20 protein-coding genes and 1 pseudogene are annotated in these 18,720 nt (G+C 60.7%); 15 read left to right on the forward strand and 6 right to left on the reverse strand.

Going from position 1 to position 18,720, the window contains the following annotated elements:
* The first annotated feature begins 56 nt into the window (after positions 1-56).
* Both ACR9ZQ_RS03305 and ACR9ZQ_RS03310 read left to right on the forward strand, forming a co-directional pair.
* Entirely contained in the window at positions 57-977 is a 921-nt protein-coding gene (locus tag ACR9ZQ_RS03305; protein WP_481426845.1) for a DUF2493 domain-containing protein, read from the forward strand.
* A 347-nt stretch (positions 978-1,324) separates the two neighbouring features.
* Positions 1,325-1,591, forward strand: a complete 267-nt coding sequence (locus tag ACR9ZQ_RS03310; protein WP_310384460.1) for a WGR domain-containing protein — start codon at positions 1,325-1,327, stop codon at positions 1,589-1,591.
* A gap of 52 nt (positions 1,592-1,643) precedes the next feature.
* Here the strand turns inward: ACR9ZQ_RS03310 and ACR9ZQ_RS03315 are convergent, their stop codons facing one another.
* The gene (locus tag ACR9ZQ_RS03315) at positions 1,644-1,814 is read right to left on the reverse strand and encodes a hypothetical protein (protein ID WP_310384457.1); all 171 of its coding nucleotides are present in this window, start codon (positions 1,812-1,814) and stop codon (positions 1,644-1,646) included.
* Positions 1,815-2,258: 444 nt separating this feature from the next.
* Here ACR9ZQ_RS03315 and ACR9ZQ_RS03320 point away from each other — a divergent pair, with 444 nt between their 5' ends.
* The 4 genes from ACR9ZQ_RS03320 to ACR9ZQ_RS03335 all read left to right on the forward strand — a co-directional run bounded on the left by ACR9ZQ_RS03320 (position 2,259) and on the right by ACR9ZQ_RS03335 (position 3,969).
* A complete protein-coding gene (locus ACR9ZQ_RS03320; RefSeq protein ID WP_025668403.1) occupies positions 2,259-2,570 on the forward strand; it encodes a DUF736 domain-containing protein in 312 nt (103 codons plus the stop codon).
* 275 nt (positions 2,571-2,845) lie between these two features.
* Positions 2,846-3,112, forward strand: a complete 267-nt coding sequence (locus ACR9ZQ_RS03325; protein WP_310384454.1) for a type II toxin-antitoxin system prevent-host-death family antitoxin — start codon at positions 2,846-2,848, stop codon at positions 3,110-3,112.
* Positions 3,109-3,525 carry a hypothetical protein gene (locus ACR9ZQ_RS03330; RefSeq protein WP_481426846.1) on the forward strand — a complete coding sequence of 139 codons (417 nt, stop codon included), beginning with the start codon at positions 3,109-3,111 and terminating at the stop codon, positions 3,523-3,525. The genes ACR9ZQ_RS03325 and ACR9ZQ_RS03330 overlap by 4 nt, the downstream gene beginning before the upstream one ends.
* 273 nt (positions 3,526-3,798) lie before the next feature.
* Positions 3,799-3,969: a hypothetical protein gene (locus ACR9ZQ_RS03335; RefSeq protein ID WP_310384451.1), complete on the forward strand. Its 171-nt coding sequence runs from the start codon at positions 3,799-3,801 to the stop codon at positions 3,967-3,969.
* A gap of 90 nt (positions 3,970-4,059) precedes the next feature.
* Here ACR9ZQ_RS03335 and traG read toward each other — a convergent pair whose 3' ends face one another.
* From traG to traC, 3 genes are read right to left on the reverse strand one after another with little or no spacing between them, the layout of a single operon-like run.
* Positions 4,060-5,982 carry a Ti-type conjugative transfer system protein TraG gene (gene traG, locus ACR9ZQ_RS03340; RefSeq protein ID WP_481426847.1) on the reverse strand — a complete coding sequence of 641 codons (1,923 nt, stop codon included), beginning with the start codon at positions 5,980-5,982 and terminating at the stop codon, positions 4,060-4,062.
* Positions 5,969-6,184, reverse strand: coding sequence for a type IV conjugative transfer system coupling protein TraD (gene traD / locus ACR9ZQ_RS03345; RefSeq protein ID WP_481426848.1), 216 nt, complete (start codon positions 6,182-6,184; stop codon positions 5,969-5,971). The genes traG and traD overlap by 14 nt, the downstream gene beginning before the upstream one ends.
* A gap of 4 nt (positions 6,185-6,188) precedes the next feature.
* Positions 6,189-6,482, reverse strand: a complete 294-nt coding sequence (gene traC / locus ACR9ZQ_RS03350) for a conjugal transfer protein TraC (protein ID WP_439019243.1) — start codon at positions 6,480-6,482, stop codon at positions 6,189-6,191.
* Positions 6,483-6,730: 248 nt separating this feature from the next.
* Here traC and traA point away from each other — a divergent pair, with 248 nt between their 5' ends.
* From traA to ACR9ZQ_RS03370, 4 genes are all read left to right on the forward strand, one after another.
* Positions 6,731-10,042, forward strand: a complete 3,312-nt coding sequence (traA, locus tag ACR9ZQ_RS03355; protein ID WP_481426849.1) for a Ti-type conjugative transfer relaxase TraA — start codon at positions 6,731-6,733, stop codon at positions 10,040-10,042.
* A 65-nt stretch (positions 10,043-10,107) separates the two neighbouring features.
* Positions 10,108-10,605, forward strand: a complete 498-nt coding sequence (traF, locus tag ACR9ZQ_RS03360; RefSeq protein ID WP_481426850.1) for a conjugative transfer signal peptidase TraF — start codon at positions 10,108-10,110, stop codon at positions 10,603-10,605.
* On the forward strand, positions 10,595-11,758 hold the full coding sequence (locus tag ACR9ZQ_RS03365) for a conjugal transfer protein TraB (protein WP_310384443.1): 1,164 nt from the start codon (positions 10,595-10,597) through the stop codon (positions 11,756-11,758). Before traF ends, ACR9ZQ_RS03365 begins: the two co-directional genes overlap by 11 nt.
* 17 nt (positions 11,759-11,775) lie before the next feature.
* Entirely contained in the window at positions 11,776-12,393 is a 618-nt protein-coding gene (locus ACR9ZQ_RS03370; protein ID WP_310384441.1) for a TraH family protein, read from the forward strand.
* 227 nt (positions 12,394-12,620) lie between these two features.
* Here the strand turns inward: ACR9ZQ_RS03370 and ACR9ZQ_RS03375 are convergent.
* Together ACR9ZQ_RS03375 and ACR9ZQ_RS03380 are read right to left on the reverse strand one after the other, a co-directional pair.
* Positions 12,621-13,064: pseudogene (locus tag ACR9ZQ_RS03375) on the reverse strand (nucleotidyl transferase AbiEii/AbiGii toxin family protein); the annotation flags it as partial.
* Positions 13,065-13,142: 78 nt separating this feature from the next.
* The gene (locus ACR9ZQ_RS03380; protein ID WP_481426851.1) at positions 13,143-14,009 is read right to left on the reverse strand and encodes a type IV toxin-antitoxin system AbiEi family antitoxin domain-containing protein; all 867 of its coding nucleotides are present in this window, start codon (positions 14,007-14,009) and stop codon (positions 13,143-13,145) included.
* A 471-nt stretch (positions 14,010-14,480) separates the two neighbouring features.
* Here ACR9ZQ_RS03380 and ACR9ZQ_RS03385 point away from each other — a divergent pair, with 471 nt between their 5' ends.
* From ACR9ZQ_RS03385 to ACR9ZQ_RS03405, 5 genes are all read left to right on the forward strand, one after another.
* A complete protein-coding gene (locus ACR9ZQ_RS03385; RefSeq protein ID WP_310384434.1) occupies positions 14,481-14,609 on the forward strand; it encodes a hypothetical protein in 129 nt (42 codons plus the stop codon).
* A 224-nt stretch (positions 14,610-14,833) separates the two neighbouring features.
* Complete coding sequence (locus ACR9ZQ_RS03390) at positions 14,834-15,841, forward strand: ABC transporter substrate-binding protein (protein ID WP_481427272.1); 1,008 nt, start codon at positions 14,834-14,836, stop codon at positions 15,839-15,841.
* Positions 15,842-15,850: 9 nt separating this feature from the next.
* A complete protein-coding gene (locus ACR9ZQ_RS03395) occupies positions 15,851-16,750 on the forward strand; it encodes an ABC transporter permease (protein ID WP_310384432.1) in 900 nt (299 codons plus the stop codon).
* The gene (locus ACR9ZQ_RS03400; RefSeq protein ID WP_310384430.1) at positions 16,747-17,550 is read left to right on the forward strand and encodes an ABC transporter permease; all 804 of its coding nucleotides are present in this window, start codon (positions 16,747-16,749) and stop codon (positions 17,548-17,550) included. The genes ACR9ZQ_RS03395 and ACR9ZQ_RS03400 overlap by 4 nt, the downstream gene beginning before the upstream one ends.
* On the forward strand, positions 17,547-18,632 hold the full coding sequence (locus ACR9ZQ_RS03405; RefSeq protein WP_310384428.1) for an ABC transporter ATP-binding protein: 1,086 nt from the start codon (positions 17,547-17,549) through the stop codon (positions 18,630-18,632). The genes ACR9ZQ_RS03400 and ACR9ZQ_RS03405 overlap by 4 nt, the downstream gene beginning before the upstream one ends.
* The last annotated feature ends 88 nt before the right edge of the window (positions 18,633-18,720 follow it).

The raw sequence follows: 18,720 nt of genomic DNA on the forward strand, positions 1-18,720 counted from the left end.
TGGGCTTCGTCGCCATGAAGGCCGCGACGGTCGCAGCCCAACCGACGGAGCATCCGATGAACGAGCACGACTTCGAACCGCACCACGAATCCTCACCCACCGAACACGTCCTTGAGGAGCTGCAGCTTCACGGCTATCGGCCCTTTGTCGACGAATCCGACCAGCGGCTCCTGCCGGACGGCAACGCGGTCGCAGGCGCCGTTGCCGACATCTTCGACGCCCTGATCGCGACCCTGGAGGATACGCGCCTCGAACCCGATCTCGACGATCTCCTCTGGTCGGCCGTCAATGTCTTCCATCGGGCGGCCGAGCGGATCGCACGCGAGCTCGACGACAACGAACAAGCCCAGAAACGCTCCCAGAGGGAACAGGACGGCAGTGAGGTGAAGTCGGTCGAACTCGAACGCCTGATCGCCGAGGGCATGACGATGATCGAGCGCCGGAACGCCTTCGAGCTTATGCGCGACCAGGCCGGCGAACACTACGAGCGCCATGTGGGCAAACCCTGGCTCCCGCGCAGCGGATCGAAGGTCAATCATCGCAATCTCACCTCGGCGATGATCGACAGTCGCGACTTCCTGATGGCGAGGAAGCGCGCCGAGCAAGAAATTCTTCTGCCTCCCGGTCCGAAGATCATCATCACAGGTGGAGTTGACTTCAACGATCACCGGATGATCTGGGCCAAGCTCGACCAGGTCTACGCAAAGCATCCTGACATGGTGCTGGTCCACGGCAAGGCGACGAAGGGTACTGAGAAGATCGCTTCGCTCTGGGCGACACACCGCGGCGTGGCACAAATCGGCTTCGCGCCCGACTGGACGAAGCATGGACGCGCAGCGCCCTTCAAACGCAACGATCTGATGCTGGAGATCGTGCCGAAGGGCGTGATGCACTTCCCCGGCACTGGTATCAACGACAATCTCGCAGACAAGGCCAGGAGGCTCGGCATTCCGGTCTGGACGTTCGGCGGCGCGTGAGCGCCGCCGCCTGGGCATAACGAACGGGGACGACGTACCCTCTGCCCCGGCCCCCTTCCCGCTCGCATCGGCCTGAGCCGGCAAGACCAGGTGGCTCTCGTCACCGGACACCCCGCCGCTCTTGTGGGCGATCCTTGATCCAGCAGCACGGTTGGCGGCATCAGCCGGACGGTCCGCTGACGGGCTTGCGCCGTCGCGGGCTGCCGCGGCGATTGCCGCTGCCACCAAATGGGCGTTCCGATGAGAGACGGCCCGGCCTGCGATCCATCATCATCATGAATCGGTGCGGCCGGATCGATTCAAACTTGTCGTTGGACGCGACGGATAAAGCTGGCGATTCTCCTCGCATGACAACCCATTCCTACCAGCTCTATTGCCAGCGTATCGATGAGACCCGAAACATGGCACGCTATTATGCCTTGTCGATCCAGCCGACCCTGTTCGGGGAGATCGCCGTCATGCGCAGCTGGGGTCGCATAGGCAAGTCCGGCGGAGAAAAGAGCGAGATCTTTTCCAGTGAACAGCAGGCGATTTCGCATTTCCTGGCGCTTGCTCGCAGGAAGCGCAAGAGGGGATACGTTCCGGTTGGGATGGATCGACGGGATGTGAATTGAGGATCGCGCGCCGAACCGATCGCCGCCGGCAAAGCCCGGCTGCCGAGCCTGATCAGTCACCGGTGCCGTCTGAGGCCGAGGCAGGTTCGTTTGTCGGTGCCACGGCCACAAGATCCTGATCCCGGCTGAGATCCAGATCGCCCCAGATCGACGACTTGCGTGCGAGGGCCTTCGGTTTCCGGGGCTGCTCGATCTCGACGATGAACGGCTTTGTCTGGCGCATATGTCCTCCGCGCGGGCAAATCTCTTGGCAACGATATCCATTGCATCGGCCTTAGCAACTGGTCGAGCGCGAGAATGTTCCGTTCGGGCGGCCTCGTCGTCGGTGGGTCGGGCGATACGCTCGTCCGGACCTTTCCGGTGATGAATGTGCGGTCGCGCCAATGCTCGTTCCTTCGAGCGTCTGTTATCCGGCAGCCCATCTGCGGGCTCGATGGGGCTTGTCTGACCGGAGAGTGGCTGTGCCTCGATCGTGCTGCCGCAACGGCAATCGCAATTTTCTTACCCCTGCCGGCTTTGCCGTCATTCCGCGCCAACTAACAAACTTGCGACTTGCCGTCCTCCATTACATTTCGGCCCTATGGGTGCGGTCCGATCGTCCCCGGTCTTTGCGACAGCCATCGAGGCCGCGATGGTCGTGGCCCGAAACAGCGAAAGGAACAGGACAATGGCAACCATCGGCACTTTCACTTCCACCGAAACCGGCTTCTCCGGCTCGATCCGGACCCTCGCCCTCAACGTCAAGGCCCGCATCGCCCGGATCGATAACCCCACCGACAAGGGCCCGCATTTCCGCATTTTCGCGGGCGCCGTCGAGCTCGGCGCCGCCTGGCAGAAGACATCCGAGCAGGGCCGCGACTACCTCTCGGTCAAGCTCGACGATCCGAGCTTCCCGGCCCCGATCTACGCGACACTCTCGGAGGTCGAAGGCGACGACGGATACCAGCTGATCTGGTCGCGCCGCGTTAGCCAGGACTGACAGACACAGCCCCGCCGAAAGGCGGGGCTTTTCCTGCTACATCTGGATGCCGGAGCCGGTATCGAATCCTGCTCCGGCATTCATGTATGCGGAGGTTGCGTCCTCGGGGACGCGACTTGCCTCTCTGTGTGTACATTTTGCTCACGCAGGTCCGGAGTCAAGGATTCACAGCATTTACAGCATTTACAGAAAATTCATAATTGCTGTAAATGCTGTAGTATTCCGGTTTACCGTGCTATGGTTCAAACGGGCAGGAAATATTGAGGAGATTGACGATGGTGCGTCGAACCGGTTCCTATACGACGAGCGATCTATCGCGAAAATCTGGGGATATAATTGCGGAGGCGCTGCGCCACCCCGTCACCATCACGCAACGCAACAAGCCGCGGCTGGTTCTTTTAAACATCGAGGATTACCAGCGCCTCATGCAGCAATCGGATGTGCGCACCTCAGGCACGATCGAGACCATGTCCGAGACCTTGCTGGCAGAATTCGAGTCGGCTGTCGAGGAATATGCCGATAGCGACGAGGGCGGCCGGTGACCGGATACGACCATATCCGGACTGCAGCAGTCATTCGCTATCCCTATCTTTGGAGCCGCGAGGCTAGCTATGGCGAAACGGAAGGGCGCAAGCATCGGCCCGTTGCGGTTGGTGTTCGCATGCAAAGGCCGGATGGCGATCTCGTGCTGTTCTTCCCAATAACGACAAAACACCCGGACGGTTCTCGCTTCGCCGCCGAAATCCCGACAATCGAGAAACGACGTGCCGGGCTCGACGCAGACCTCCGACTTTGGATCATCCTCGATGAGTTCAATAGCGACGTTATCGGACGGTCATTCTATCTTGAGCCTGAACCTCCCATCGGGCGTTTAAGCAAGGCCTTTTTTCTGCCCCTCCTTCGCGAATTCGTTGCCCGTCGCAAATCGTCGACAGAGGTTAACCGGTCCCGTTGATCGCCTCGAAAGACGCGCACGAGCATCGAGCTCGGTTGCGTCTTAACGGCGCGATACGGAGAGCGGGATGTTTGCTCTGATCCTCCAACTGTGGCACGGCGAACAGGCGGCCTCAAGGATGCGCGGTCCCGCCAATTTTTCGCGGCCGGACTATGCGTCCGCACAAAATCGGTTCCCCCGCGCCCCGCCTTGCGGTCGCTTTCGCGATCCTTGACCCCGCCTGCTCGCCGCACCGCCGTTCGTCATCTTTCACCCTCTCCAGGAGATAGGACGATGACGTTTTCCATAGAAGAACAGATCGAGGAGCTGCGGGTTGAACTGTCGAATTCGGTCGATCCGGCCGAACGCCGTCAGATTATTGCCGAGTTGGATCTGGCACGAGCCGAACTCAATGTGGCGGTGGCGGAACAGTTGGGCACGATCGATACCGAGCCGCCCTTCTGAGGCCGGTGGGGCGAGCCCCGATCGCCTTACAAAATATCTCCGTCTGGCGGTCGCACGGTCCTAATCTCTTGTCTCAAGCCCACCTGCGACCTATTCAATCGGTCGCACCACGTCACTGTGGAACCGGTTCTCGTTCACGCATGCGCGCATGTCCCGCCTGCGAAACCAGATGGCGCGTCCGCATCGCAGCGGTGCGTTGCCGGCGGTAAAGACGATCTGTTCGTCGGTTCGCATTTGCAGCACTTCATGGGGTTGAATCAACGGCCGGGCTGCGAGCTGCTTTGATCGTGTTCGCGATGATCCCCGAGGCTGGAAACTGCGGCTCTCCTGATTGATCTCGACCGTCGTCGTGCCGCATCGGCGTGAGATATAGTCGGCCGCTTCCGGATCGTTGATGGCCGCAAACGAAATCCAGCTGGCGCTCTCGAACCATTTGCTGGCGGCGTCGCGACCGCCATAGGTTTCGCGCATCTGGCCGATCGATTGATAGATCATCGTCAGCGTGATGCCATACTTGCGGCCGGCGTCTCTCGCGGTTTCGAGAATGCGCATGTAGCCGAGGCGGGCGACCTCATCGAGGAGGAAGAGCGCGTGCCCATTCATTGCGCCGTCCCGGTTGTAGATCGCGTTCAAGAACGAGCCGATGATGAGGCGGGCAAGCCCGGCATGGTTCTCGAGGGTTTTCAGATCGATGTTGATGAACACGTCGGTTTTGCCGGTGGCGATGTCTTCGGTCGAAAAGCTCGACCCGGACACGAGCGCGGCATAGTTTGGATAAGAGAGCCAATGGGTTTCCTTGATCGCATTGGCGTAGACGCCTGAGAAGGTTTCCGGGGTCATGTTGACGAAAGCGGCGACATTTTCCCTGACGAAAGCCGATGCGGAATTGTCGTAGATTTCCTGCAGGCGCTGGCGCAGTTTCGGCTCCGGCTCGGACAGGTTGGCCCGCGCCTGGCGGAGCGTCTGATGGTGTTCGACCGTATGTCCTGACAGGCAGATGTCGGCGATGATTGCGGTTAGAAGCTGCTGCCCGGAGGTTCGGAAAAAGTCGTCGCGTAGGCCTGCTGCGCGACCGCTATCGCTCATGATCCAGGACGCGACGGCAGCAATATCTTCCTCCTTGCTGCCGCCGAATTTGCCGATCCAGTCGAGCGCATTGAATCCACTCTGTGACTGATGCGGATCGAGAATGCGAATTTCGCGACCCGCCGCTTCGCGATGGTCCGACACCATGGGAGCGACTTCGTTTGAAGGATCGAGGAGGACGAGGGTGCCGCCCCATTTGAGCGCCGTCGGAATTGTTACCGAAGTCGTCTTGAAACCGCCTGATCCCGCAAAGACGATCCCGTGGGTCGAGCCGAACGAGCAATCGAAACAAAGTAGTGGTGACCTGCCGCCGGATCCCCAGCTTTCCTTGTCGTCGCTGCGAAACGACCGGCCGGCGACGGAATCGCGATCGACACGGTAGCACTCGCCAATGACAATGCCGCCCGTCTGGGGAAAGAGTTTGTGCGCGTCGCGCAGCGTCATCCAGCCGGCATCGCCATGAATGGCGCGCCTGCCCCGAACGCGCTTTGGCCGAGCGTCGGCGAAGGCCGCATTGCCGAGGAGCACGACGCGCAGAGCGAAGCCGGCCGATATTAATAGAACCGCTGCGCCGGCCACAGCGCCCGCATCGGGAGCGGTCATGATCGATCGACCGCCGACGCCGCTCGTCGCAGACGTCTCGAGGCGCGATGCTTCCCTGAGGACGGCGCTGACGAGGCTCGCGAAGCTTCCCGCTACAACACCCCAGCCTGCATGTCTGATGCTTGCTGATCCGGCGCAGGCAAGTAGGAAGACAATGCCGGTCGCGGCCGCGAGAGCAGACGGCAATGCGATGCCGGCCTGGGTCAGAAAAAGCCTCGTCGCCTGTGTCCCGGCAAATGTCTCTCCGATCCCGCTCGTCGTCATCGTTGCCGATACCATCAGGCCGATCGCGAGGGCGGGCAGCCCGATCCTATGCCCGATCATCCCCGAAAGCCTCCGCGCCGAGCTCTGCCAATCTTGCCCGCTCTTGTTGGTCGCCGCTCAATCGCCGAGCGAGCTCGATCAGGGCCCCCAGAAGCACGGCGCGTTTTTCGAACCTGAGGCCCGCCTTGACGATCAGGCCGCCGAGCTCGATTTTTTCGCGTGTATCCTTTTTTCGGGCGTCGGATTTGGTCACGCGTGCCATGCGCTCAATCCTCAGCAGACCCGCCCGTAGTCGCGCCAGGCGCGACCGGCGCGGTTTGAACCGGCCCCGCTTCGGATCGCCTGGCCTGCTCGCTGCCGCCCGATGTCTTGCCTTTGCGAAATCGCCTCGTGAGCTCTTCGAAGGCAGCCTCAAGTTCGGCCTCTTCGACCTCGATCTCGCCAAATCCTGCTTTCAGTGCGATACGGCCGATACGTTCGGCTTCACGCGTTTCGGCAAGCCTCAGCTGTTCCTGCAGCTTGGAAATCTCCTCACGGATCCTGGAGGATGGCTTCTTCATTCCGGTTCGTCCTTTCATGCCGTTTCGAACGCGATCGGCATGACAGTCCCGTAGATCGGCACGCCGATCTACTATCACATATGCGAGTTGGCGCAGCCGACACCTTTGCGCATGATCCCGGCCGATCCGGAGGAGCGGTCCTGAAGGGCGCAATTATACGTCGCTGGCGCGACGTCCTTGCTGAGGGCCCGGACTGTTTCCGTCTCCAACGGACATTGTGGTTTCGCCGACCTCCAGGAGCCGTTCCCGTGGCCGTTCCGCATTTTTCCGTCAGCATCGTCGCCCGCGGCTCCGGCCGCAGCGCCGTGCTGTCGGCGGCCTATCGTCACTGCGCACGCATGGAGTTCGATCGGGAAGCCCGGATCATCGATTACACGCGCAAACAGGGGCTCCGGCATGAGGAATTTGCAATCCCCACCGATGCTCCGCCGTGGCTGCGGTCAATGATCGCCGATCGTTCGGTCTCTGGCGCCTCCGAGAGGTTCTGGAACACCGTGGAAGCCTTCGAGACCCGCGCCGATGCACAACTTGCCAAGGATTTCACCATCGCCTTGCCGATCGAGCTAACAGGCGAGCAGAATATTGCCCTCGTTCAAGATTTCGTTGCGACCCAGATCACGGCCAGAGGTATGGTGGCCGACTGGGTCTATCACGACGTTCCGGGAAATCCGCATGTGCATCTGATGACGACGCTGCGTGCGCTGACGCATGACGGTTTCGGGGGCAAGAAGATTGCGGTGCGCGGCGCTGACGGCAATCCGATCCGCAACGATGCGGGCAAGATTGTCTACGAGCTCTGGGCTGGTGGCATCGACGATTTCAACGGGCTGCGCGACAGCTGGTTTGTCTGCCAGAACCGGCATCTGGCGCTCGCTGGTCTTGAGATCAAGGTCGATGGGCGCTCCTTCGAAAAACAGGGGATAGAGCTGACGCCGACAATCCATCTCGGCGTCAGCGCAAAGGCGATCGAGCGGAAAGCGGCTGATCTCAGCCCTTACGTCTTGCTGGAGCGGCTCGAGCTTCAGGAGGCGCGGCGCGCAGAGAATGCTCGCCGTATCCAGCTGACACCCGATATCGTGCTTGACCTGGTCACGCGGGAGAAAAGCGTCTTCGACGAACGTGATGTGGGCAAGGTGCTGCATCGCTACATCGACGATCCTGGCCTGTTTCAGAGCCTGATGGCGCGGATCGTCCAGAGCCCGCGTGCTTTGAAGCTCGAGGAGGAGCGGACCGATTTTACCACCGGGCTGCGTACGCCGGCCAGATACACGACCCGCGAGATGATCCGCCTGGAAGCCGAGATGGCGAACCGGGCGATCTGGCTGTCGCAGCGCTCATCGCATGGTGTCAGACGAAGAGCTCTGGAGGCGACGTTTGCGCGTCATTCGGCTCTGTCTGACGAGCAGAAGGTGGCGATCGAGCATATTGCCGGCGGGGAGCGGATCGCAACCGTGATCGGCCGAGCCGGCGCCGGCAAGACGACGATGATGAAGGCGGCCCGCGAGGCCTGGGAGGCGGGAGGTTATCGTGTCATCGGCGCAGCACTTGCCGGCAAGGCGGCAGAGGGACTGGAGAAGGAAGCGGGTATTGTCTCTCGCACCCTGTCGTCCTGGGAACAGCGCTGGAGCCGGGGCCGAGACCCGCTCGATGACAAGACGGTCTTCGTTCTCGACGAGGCCGGCATGGTGTCGTCTCGGCAGATGGCATTCTTCGTCGAAGCTGTCACGCGGGCCGGCGCCAAACTCGTGCTTGTCGGCGATCCCGAACAACTGCAGCCGATCGAAGCCGGTGCCGCCTTCCGGGCAATCACCGATCGCATCGGCTATGCCGAACTCGACACCATCTACAGGCAGCGCGAACAGTGGATGCGTGACGCCTCGCTCGACCTTGCCCGCGGCAATGTCGGTCGGGCCATCGACGCCTATAGGGCCAACGACAAGATCGTGGGCTCGCAGCTGAAGGCGCAGGCCGTCGCCAGTCTGATCGCGGACTGGGATCGCGATTACGATCCGGCCAAGACCTCGCTGATCCTGGCGCATCTGCGTCGCGACGTGCGCGCCTTGAACGAGATGGCACGCGAACGGCTTGTCGAGCGCGGTATCGTGGAACAGGGCTTCGTCTTTGCGACGACCGAGGGCAAACGCCAATTTGCAGCCGGCGACCAGATCGTCTTCCTGAAGAACGAGGCTTCGCTTGGCGTCAAGAACGGCATGTTGGGCAAGGTGGTCGAGGCAGCGCCCGGCCGCATCCGCATCGAGATCGGTGCGGGCGATGACAACCGGCAGGTGGTCGTGGAGCAGCGCTTCTACGGGCATGTCGATCACGGTTATGCCACGACGATCCACAAGAGCCAGGGCGCCACCGTCGACCAGGTCAAGGTTCTGGCCTCGCTGTCTCTCGACCGGCACCTGACCTATGTGGCGATGACGCGCCACCGCGAGGATCTTGCCGTCTACTACGGACGCCGGTCCTTCGAAAAGGCCGGCGGTCTCATACCAATCCTGTCGCGCAGGAATTCCAAGGAAACGACGCTCGACTACGAGAAGAGCTCTTTGTACGGCCAAGCCTTGCGCTTTGCAGAGGCCCGAGGGCTGCACCTCATGAACGTCGCCCGCACGATCGCACACGATCGCCTCCAATGGGCCGTCCGGCAGAAACAAAAACTCGCCGACCTCGGTGCCCGTCTTGCGGCAATCGGCGCTGCACTCGGACTGGTCCCAGGAGGCAACAACCAATCTATCCCGAATAGGATCAAGGAGGCCAAGCCAATGGTATCAGGCATCACCACCTTCCCGAAATCGCTTGAGCAGGCTGTCGAGGACACGCTCGCCGCCGATCGCGGCCTCAAGAAACAATGGGAGGACGTCTCGACCCGCTTCCATCTGGTTTACGCCCAGCCGGAAGCGGCCTTCGAGGCGATCAATGTCGACGCCATGGTCAAGGACCAGTCGGTCGCGCAATCCACCCTCGCGAAGATTGCCAGTGAGCCCGAAAGCTTCGGTGCGCTGAACGGCAAGATCGGTCTCCTCGCCAGCCGTGGCGACAGGCAGGACCGGGAAAAAGCCGTTGCCAACGTGCCAGCGCTCGCCCGAAATCTTGAACTCTACCTTCGTGAGCGGGCCGAGGCCGAATTGAAGCATGAGACGGAGGAGCGCGCGGTCCGGCTCAAGGTTTCGGTCGACATCCCGGCCCTCTCGCTAGCGGCCAAGCAAACGCTCGACCGCATTCGCGATGTGATCGATCGCAACGATCATCCGGCTGGCCTCGAATATGCGCTGGCCGACAGACAGCTGAAGGCCGAACTCGAAGGTTTCGCGAAGGCTGTGTCCGAGCGCTTCGGGGAGCGGACCTTCCTCCCCCTGGCCGCGAAAGACACTGATGGCAAGACCTTCGAGACCGTCACGGCAGGAATGACGGCCGGCCAGAAGGCTGAGGTCCAGTCCGCGTGGAACTCAATGCGCACCGCTCAGCAACTTGCTGCTCATGAACGAACGACGCAAGCGCTCATGCAAGCCGAGACGCTGCGACAGACGAAGAGCCAAGGGCTCTTTCTGAAATGACGGCGGGAGCTGGAGCGCGCCGGGCGATGACCCCGCAACAACGACGAGCGGCCGGAATGATTGTGATGACTGCATTTCTCGCCATTCTGGCGATCGGCACTGTCCTCGCCGGCGGATACTGGATCAATCTGACGCCGAGCGAGCCGCTCGGCCTATGGCGTATCGTCCCGCTCTATCGTCCCGTTGCTGTCAACGACCTGGTATTCATCTGCCCATCCGCAACCGCGGAAATGCGGGAGGCACTTGCGCGTGGCTATCTCCGTTCCGGCTCCTGCCCAAGCGGCATCGCACCGCTGATCAAGACAGTAATCGCCGTCGCAGGACAGCGTGTCGAAATCGGCGCCAGCGTGAGCGTGGACGGGCGGATGGTTTCCTCTTCCAGTCTTGCGCAACGGGACGGCAAGCGCCGCCCATTGTCGCCGTTTCCGGGTGGTATTGTGCCGCCAGGATATGTCTTCCTGCATTCCGCCTTCCCCGCCTCCTACAACTCCCGATATTTTGGTCCGATGCTTGCCTCCGGCATCCTCGGCCTAGCGCAGGAGGTCATCACCTTTGCGCCGTGACTATCTTCGAGCGATGCTGCTGATATTTGCCTCGATCGCGATCGGCGCTGTGGGCTGGAGCGGCCATGTGATGCTCTTGCCCGTCGCGATCGGGTTTCCGGTTGTTTGGTCGATCTCACAAAGCAGATTGGTAGCTGCACTCGTTTCCACCGGATACTTCCTGGCCGCGTCGCACGGTCTGCCACAGGGCGTTGCCGCCTTCTATTCGTCCGATATCTGGCCGGGCTTGTTGCTCTGGCTATGCGCGTCCATCAGTTTTGTCATCGTGCACGCCGTCTCCTGGACGAAGAAGGCTGGCGCTCGTCCGTTCTGCTATCTTCTCGCGGTCGTCATCATGGCCCTCCCGCCGTTCGGCATCACGGGCTGGGCGCATCCCGTCACTGCCGCGGGGGTTCTGTTTCCGGGATGGGGATGGTGGGGACTTGGGCTTATGACAGCTAGCCTAGCGGGCCTCGTCACCCGCATGTGGCCAGCTGTCGCCATCGCCTTGGCAGGCCTTTGGCTGTGGTCCGCCGCAATCTGGACCGACCCGAAACTACCGGAAGCCTGGCGCGGGGTCGATCTGGAATTGGGTGCTTCGCTTGGTCGTGAGGCCGGTCTTCAACGGCAGCGTGACCTGATCGCGACGGTGCGCGGTGCGGCTGGCGATAACGCCCGCTTTGTGGTGCTGCCGGAAAGTGCGCTCGGTTTCTGGACACCGACCGTGGAGCGATTTTGGACAGGCGCCCTCGGCGACGGCGATGCGACTGTCATCGCTGGCGCTGTGGTGGCCGACGCGAGGGGCTACGACAATGTCCTCGTGTCGATCGATAGCAAGAGCGTCCGCATCCTCTATCGCGAACGCATGCCGGTCCCCGGCTCGATGTGGCAGCCGTGGCGATCCTGGTTCGGAGAAAGTGCCGGTGCCAGGGCGGATTTCTTCGCAAACCCAGTCGTTTCCGTTGGTGCCGGCCGGGCAGCCCCTCTGATCTGCTACGAACAACTGATTGTTTGGCCGATCCTTCAGTCCATGCTCCACGATCCGGATCTTGTCGTTGCTGTCGGAAACGGATGGTGGACCGAAGGCACATCGATCGTCTCCATCCAGCGGGCTGCTACGACCGCATGGGCGAGGCTCTTCGCAAAGCCGCTTGTTACTTCCTTCAACACCTGATCGCCAAGGAGACACACATGCTCGACGAAGCTGTGATAAAAGAATGCGCCGACCCTTCCCTCAGACCCGCGATCGTCGAGCAGTTCGTGACATCAGCGGGCTCCGCCGATCCCCTCGCCGTCACCGTCAGATCGGGCGGCCGATTGATCCTCGTGCCGAAAGTGTCGTCAGCAGAGGATGCGATGGCGATCGTACGGCAATATGCTGGTCGGGCGGTCGTCCGCGTTGGGCTCACTCAGTTTCCCGCGGGCGTTGGCGCCAAGGAACCGGCGGATCTGAAGCCGGACATTGTCGATGCCTGCCAGAACCTTCGCCAGGGCACGGCGATGTTCGCCAAGGTCCTGAAGATCGTTGGGAAATGGTATGGCAACCCCACGAGCAAAGACGTCTTTCCGCAGATCCTCGAGGATGCGGTCTACGCATGGAAGACCGGCGAGTTCGAGGGTGTGCATGTGTTTCAGGTAGAGGATCCGGGAACGGAGGGCGAAATGCCGCAGCAAAGTAGAGAGAAGATCCTCGCCGAGGAAGAGGAAGACGCTGACGCAAAACCAAGAGAGGAGCAGGCAGAGGCGGAGCGAGATGCTGGGCGCGCGCGGATACGGATCGATCTGTCGCGCATTGGTGGCCAGCAATAGCACCGGGTTCGTCCCGCGTTGGCGTCATCTGTCGGCCATTCCTTGATCAGGAATGTAGGGCGCGTCGCCAAACATACGCCCGACCCTGTGCGCCAATCGACCTCGCAGAACCAGCCCGACCGGGGCGTTGGCGGATGCTGTTTCCCGGCGCGGCGCGGTCATCGACGCTGGAAAATGGCGAACCGCGACACGGCGGCCTGCCGACTGCGGTCGTTCTCAGCCAATCTTCAGCCGAATTTTCTCTTCAGCTCCTCGCGCTGCTGCGCATGTTTCTCCGGGTTGACCTCGCGCAGCTTGCGCAGGTTCACGACCTTCCATTTGACGGCAGGCAGGTCGGCGGCCCGGGGCAATCCAATCGCGTCGAAGTCAGGCTCTCCGTCATGGAGGGTGAGCAGAAAATGCCGTTCGGGCGCCTTCAGCATGCCTTTTATGTCCTTTATCAAGCGAAGGCGCGTTTCCTCAAGGTCCTTGAGGGGAATACGCACCTCGGTCATGCCTTCGAATTCCCGCGTGAATGACATCTCCAGAGGCTGTAGCGATGGCCCGATAACCTCATGCATTGGGCGGCTGGACATCGCGACATAGATCAGGAAGGTCCGAAACAACTCATCGGTAATGCCTTCATTGTCGTAGAGTAGCCGCACATCGTAGAGGTCGCGCGGATGCTGGCGCCCTTGAGCGCGAACGCCTCCTCCCTGGCGATCTGAGGCAGGGCTCGGATCAGTAGTTGCACCTCAGATTTGTAGCGGTCACGCGCCAAGTTCTTCTTCCTTGCGGCCAGGCACGAATTCAGGCGGGACGGTCACGCGATAGATCGGGTGCAGGCGCCCCCCCTTCACAATCGAACGATCCCCACTTCCAAGATCGACATTGGCCAGATCGAGATGTTTGCGCCATGCATGTCCATGCCGCTCGGCGAAGACCAGAAAGAGCCGTTTTACTTTCACACTGCGACAGTCCTGCAGAAGCTCGGAAAGCTTTCTCGGCCGCAGATTACTCAGTGACTGGAAAAGCGTATCGACGTCATGAAAGCTTTCCTCTTTGGGGAGTTCATCAATCATTTCCATGATCGCACGTTCGGGCGATGACATCCTCATTGGCCACGTCCAAGGGGAAAGCGAAAGCGATTGGCCATCGCCACTCGCCAAGCTGAAATCGCTGTTGTCGATGCCCAGATCCAAGTCGGTAAACAGATTGGTCGGTCTCAAACATGGCCTGATGTTCAGGCTCAATCTTTCGAACCAAGACGGCACCTCACCGTAAAGATATAGCCGGGCGTTTCCGCCAAAGGATAGGTAATGGGTCACGCCGGCAAGCTGCAATGCACTCATACCGCCAACATGAACCCGGTGGTTCATGAGTTGCTGCGTGGACAAGACCGGTATTTTCCAGTCTATCAATACGTCTGGTCGAGTTCCGGCCGGGAATGGTCGCCGAAACAGGCCCCGTCCAAGGCTTTCGAGCCAGCCGTTCCGTGTATATTGATGCGCGGATTGCCTGGAGATGCCGTTTTGGTTCATCCAGGAGGAGTCGACCAGGAAACCTTGAGGCACTTGGTTTAGGACTTTCTTTAATGAATCGTCTTTTTGTCTATCCATGATTGACGTAAATGCCATTTTCGAAAGTTGGCGTCCAGATAACTTTATCATGTGTCGAAAATGTCAATTAAATATTGACCAATAGGAATATCTATAAAGGCTCGTCCAACCGAAAAGCCATTCTAGCCCATGGCGATCTACGCCAAACCTATTACCTGATTGACCCGGAGCGGCGTACCTATCTAGGTCAGGTACTCGCCCAAGCGCTGCGATGTTGGCGCTGCCCTTGTGATGCTGGACTCCTCGCCTCCCCTGCGCTGTGCGTCTCTACACCTCACAGCTTAGCTGAGTGGTGGCACAATGGTGTTGCGAGCCCATGGCCCTACCATAGCACCCGGAGCATCTAAACGGAATTTGGCCGGGCGCGGTTTTCACCGACTGCGCCTTTCGTCATCGAGGGTAGAATTGAACGGGCGGACCGAAGGTCGACAATTTAGACCGGGATGATAGCTGACAGTTTTGCGGCGCGAAGCGTCTGGAGACGCCGCCGTGATCGATCAGGCCGACATCGAGATTGCAGAAGCACACGACATGGTCGCCGTTTTCCAGCTCGGCCAACCTGACGAGCTCGCCATGAACTTCGCCACGACATACTATACTGCAGCAATCGTCATCTGATGGATGGGAAAGTCTCCAACCTAGGCCACATCGTCTCAGTTTCTCGCTCGTCGTTCAAGCGACAAACGGCAGGACGGCGCGGAGGTTCCCGTTCATATCGCCGAGGCATTAATCCCAGCCAATTGCTATTAGACGTGTGAAGTCTGCGTCGTCACCCTTTTTCCGGGAACATTACCAACCGGGAGAAACCGACGTTGCGAAGAATCCAATCACCGCTTCTTCTCATGGCAGCCTGTCTGCCTGAGCTCGCGCATGCCGAAACGCTCGTGGTCAATAGCTATGGCGGACCTTACGAGGCCATCATTCGCCAGGCCATCATCGAGCCATTCGAGCGCAAGACCGGCATTGATGTCGTCTATGACGCTGTCGGCTCCGCCTCACAGGACTATGCCAAGATCAAGGCGACCAACGGGCATCCGGGCTTCGACGTCGTCGTCATGACTGCGTCGCAGTCGCTCCAGGGCTGCCGGGATGGCGTGCTGGACAAGCTGGACGCCGCCGCAATCCCCAACCTCGCCTCCCTCACGGCAAGCCTTCAGGACGCGGCCGGCCCCTGCGGCGCCGTGCACGAGGTCCAGTACCTGTCGCTGCTCTACAGAACCGACAGGCTTGGCTCCGCGCCGACCTCTTGGACGGACCTTCTCGGCCCAAATCTGGAAGGCAAGGTCGTCCTGCCGACTTTCCAGAATATCATGGCCGTCTATCTCCTGGAGATGATGTCGATCACCGAGGGAGGCGGGCTGATCGACAATATCGATCCGGGTTTTGCGGCCATGGCGCGGCTTGCCAGGCAATCGATCGGCTTCGAGCAATCCTCCGCCATCCTCGAAAGCTACATCAAGGACGGCACGGTCTGGGCGATGCCCTTCTGGAACGGTCGCGCCCAGCTGCTCGTCGACGAGGGTCTGCCCGTCGACTACGTACGGCCGAAGGAAGGGACCATCCCGCTTCTTGCGACGCTGAACATTCCCGTCGGCTCCGAGCATAAGGCCGCGGCAAGATCCTTCATCGATTTCTTCCTCGAAAGGACCAGCCAGGAAGCCTGGGTCACAGGCTACAAGGTCGGCAGCGCCCGCACCGACATCGAGGTTCCGGAAACCCTACGCCGCCGGCAGATCACCTCTGCCGAAGATCTCAAATCGCTCAGGATGCCCGATCTGACCGTGCTCGGTGACAAGCTCTCCGAATGGGGCGAACGCTGGGACCGAGACGTCGTCTCGCAGGCCCGTTGAGGAGTTTCCATGGTAACGCTTGCTGCCACTGTCCCGGCCGTTTCCGGGCGCCTAACCGTGCGAGCGCCGGCATCGATGCTGCTGGCGCCGTCCTGCCTCCTGCTTACGACCTTCTTCGCGCTTCCGATGGGCGTGATGATCGCCATGAGCTTCCTCGATAGCCGGACCTTTGTCCCGACGCTCGCAAATTACGAACGCTTCTTCCTCGACGGGTTGTCCCTAGCCGGTTTTGTTCGCACGGCGATCATGTCGGCTCTTGTCGCCGTGGCCGTCACACTGCTCGGCTATCCAGTGGCCTATTTCCTCGCCCGTTCGCGATCGCGCTGGCGGACCGTCGTTTTCGCGCTGGCGCTCGCGCCCGAACTCGCCGGCGTGGTGCTGCGCACCTATGGCTGGCTGATCATCCTCGAGGATCGTGGCTTCATCAATGATGCGCTGATCCATCTCGGTGTCATTTCAACGCCGCTTCCCCTCTCGAAGAGCTTGTTTGCGGTTGTCGCCGGGCTGACGCATGTCGTGCTGCCCTTTGGGATATTGTCGTTGATGACGAGCATACAGGGCATCGACGTCAACCTCGAACGCGCTGCGCAGATGCTTGGCGCCTCCAGAGCCTCCGTCATCCGTCATATCGTCCTGCCGCTATCCGTGCCCGGCATCGTCAGCTCGCTGTTGATCAGCTTCACAATGGCGGCCAGCGCCTACGCGACGCCCGCCCTTCTGGGCGGCGCGCGCTTCAAGGTGCTCGCGACGATGATTTCCGAACAAGTGCTGTTCTACATCGACTGGCCCTTCGCCAGCGTCATGTCGATCGCGTTGCTCGCGATGATGCTCACAGTCTCGCTGATCGGGATCCGATGGGAGGCAAGCCTCAAAGCACGCAAAACATCGCGGAAGGGACAGACGCAATGACGAAATTGATTGCAGTTGGTTTCTGGTCCGTGCTCGCTCTGGTGCTGGCCTTCATCACACTTCCGCTCCTGGTCGTCATCGCGGCGTCGATCAGCCCGAACGCGTCGGTGACCTTCCGACCCTGGGAATGGACACCTGTCTGGTATGGCGGTCTCTTCGAGGAGCGATGGCTCCAGCCCTTTCTGTCGAGCGTCCAGATTGCGGTGATCGTTGCGGCGATCAGCGGCCTTCTCGGCACACTGGCCGCCTTTGCGCTTGTCCACGAGCGCATTCCGGGTTCGAGCGCGATCATGGCGGCCCTTTTGTCGCCGCTTTCGGTTCCGCAGATAGTCAAGGGGGTGGCGATCGTCTTGTTCCTGTCGATCATCGGTCTGCAGAAGATGCTCGGTACTCCGGCGCTGATTGCCGCACATGTCGTGCTTGCACTCCCGTTCGTCATACGCATGGCTGCAGGCGCACTTGCGAATTTCGACGAAAACCTCGATCGGGCAGCGCAGATCCTCGGCGCCAGCAAGCACCAGCGGATGTTCTATGTCGTCCTGCCGCTGATCAAGCCGGGCGTTCTGTCCGGCGTGACATTCGCCTTCATCATCTCATTCAACAACATTCCGCTGTCGGTCTTTCTGGTCCGACCAGGGGACACGACCCTGCCGATCGCCGTCATCAATCACCTCGAATACAGCCTCGATCCGATCATGGCGGCGGTCAATGTCGCATCGATGGCCTTCATCCTGGCGGTGATCCTGATCTTCGAGAAAGTCGGCGGCTTTTCCGCACAGCTTCATGGAGGAAGCAAATGAGCGAATTCGATATCGAACTCCTGTCGGTCAGCAAATCCTTCGCAGGCCTGAGCGTGGTCAGGGACATAAATCTACAAGTTCCGGCGGGCGAGTTCGTGAGCATTCTCGGTCCCTCTGGCTGCGGCAAGACAACGACGCTGAACATGATTGCCGGTTTCAGCACGCCAAGCCAGGGTGACATCCGCATCCGCGGACGCAGCCAGGTGAAAGTGCCGCCCGAGAGACGCAATCTCGGCCTGGTGTTTCAAAACTATGCGCTTTTCCCGCACATGACGGTTGCCGACAATGTCGGCTTCGGGCTGCGCATGCGAGGCGCGCCGCGTGCCGAGATCGGCGCAGCCGTCGAGAAGGCGCTGCGCGGCGTTCACCTCGAGGGTTTCGGCACACGCTATCCTTCAGAACTCTCCGGCGGCCAGCAGCAACGTGTCGCGCTTGCCCGGGCGATTGCCCCTAAGCCCTCCGTCCTGCTCCTCGATGAGCCTCTCTCCAATCTGGATCTCAAGCTGCGCGAGGCAATGCGGGTCGAGTTGAAGGAGATCCACGAGACGCTCGGCATGACCTTCATCCACGTGACGCACGACCAGGAAGAGGCCATGGCGATGTCGGATCGAATTATCGTCATGGACGCCGGCTCGATCGCCCAGCAGGGCACACCCGGCGACATCTATCGCAATCCCGCCTCGCGGTTCGTTGCCGATTTCATAGGACGGTCGAACATCCTGCCGGTCAGCGCATCCTCGCCCTCGGCCGCAGGCGTGAAGCTGTCGATCGACGGCAGCCCGATCGTCTTGAGGGCGCGATCGGCTGCGGCCGACGGCGGCGTGATCAGCTTCTGCTCGATCAGACCGCAAAGCCTGACGCTCGCGGCCCGGGCAGCGGTGCCCGATGGCATGAACCGGCTCGAAGCGACGATCCACAGAGTTATCGATCTTGGAGCCCATGCAGAGCTGGAGGTCGTGGTGGAGGGCGGACACCGGCTTGTTCTGCACCATCCAGGCAGTGCGATGGCCCGTTCCTATGAGCCCGGTCAGGCCGTCACCATGTCGGTCGATCCGGCCGATGTGCGTCCCCTTTCCCGGTGAGAGCGACCGATCGCCCTCGGTTATCAATGCGCGGCGATCGATATTGGAACTGCGGTCCTGCGCCAACCTAGGATGGCTCCGGTCTCAA

It is taken from the genome of Rhizobium sp. KNZ14-9A, from assembly GCF_056755015.1.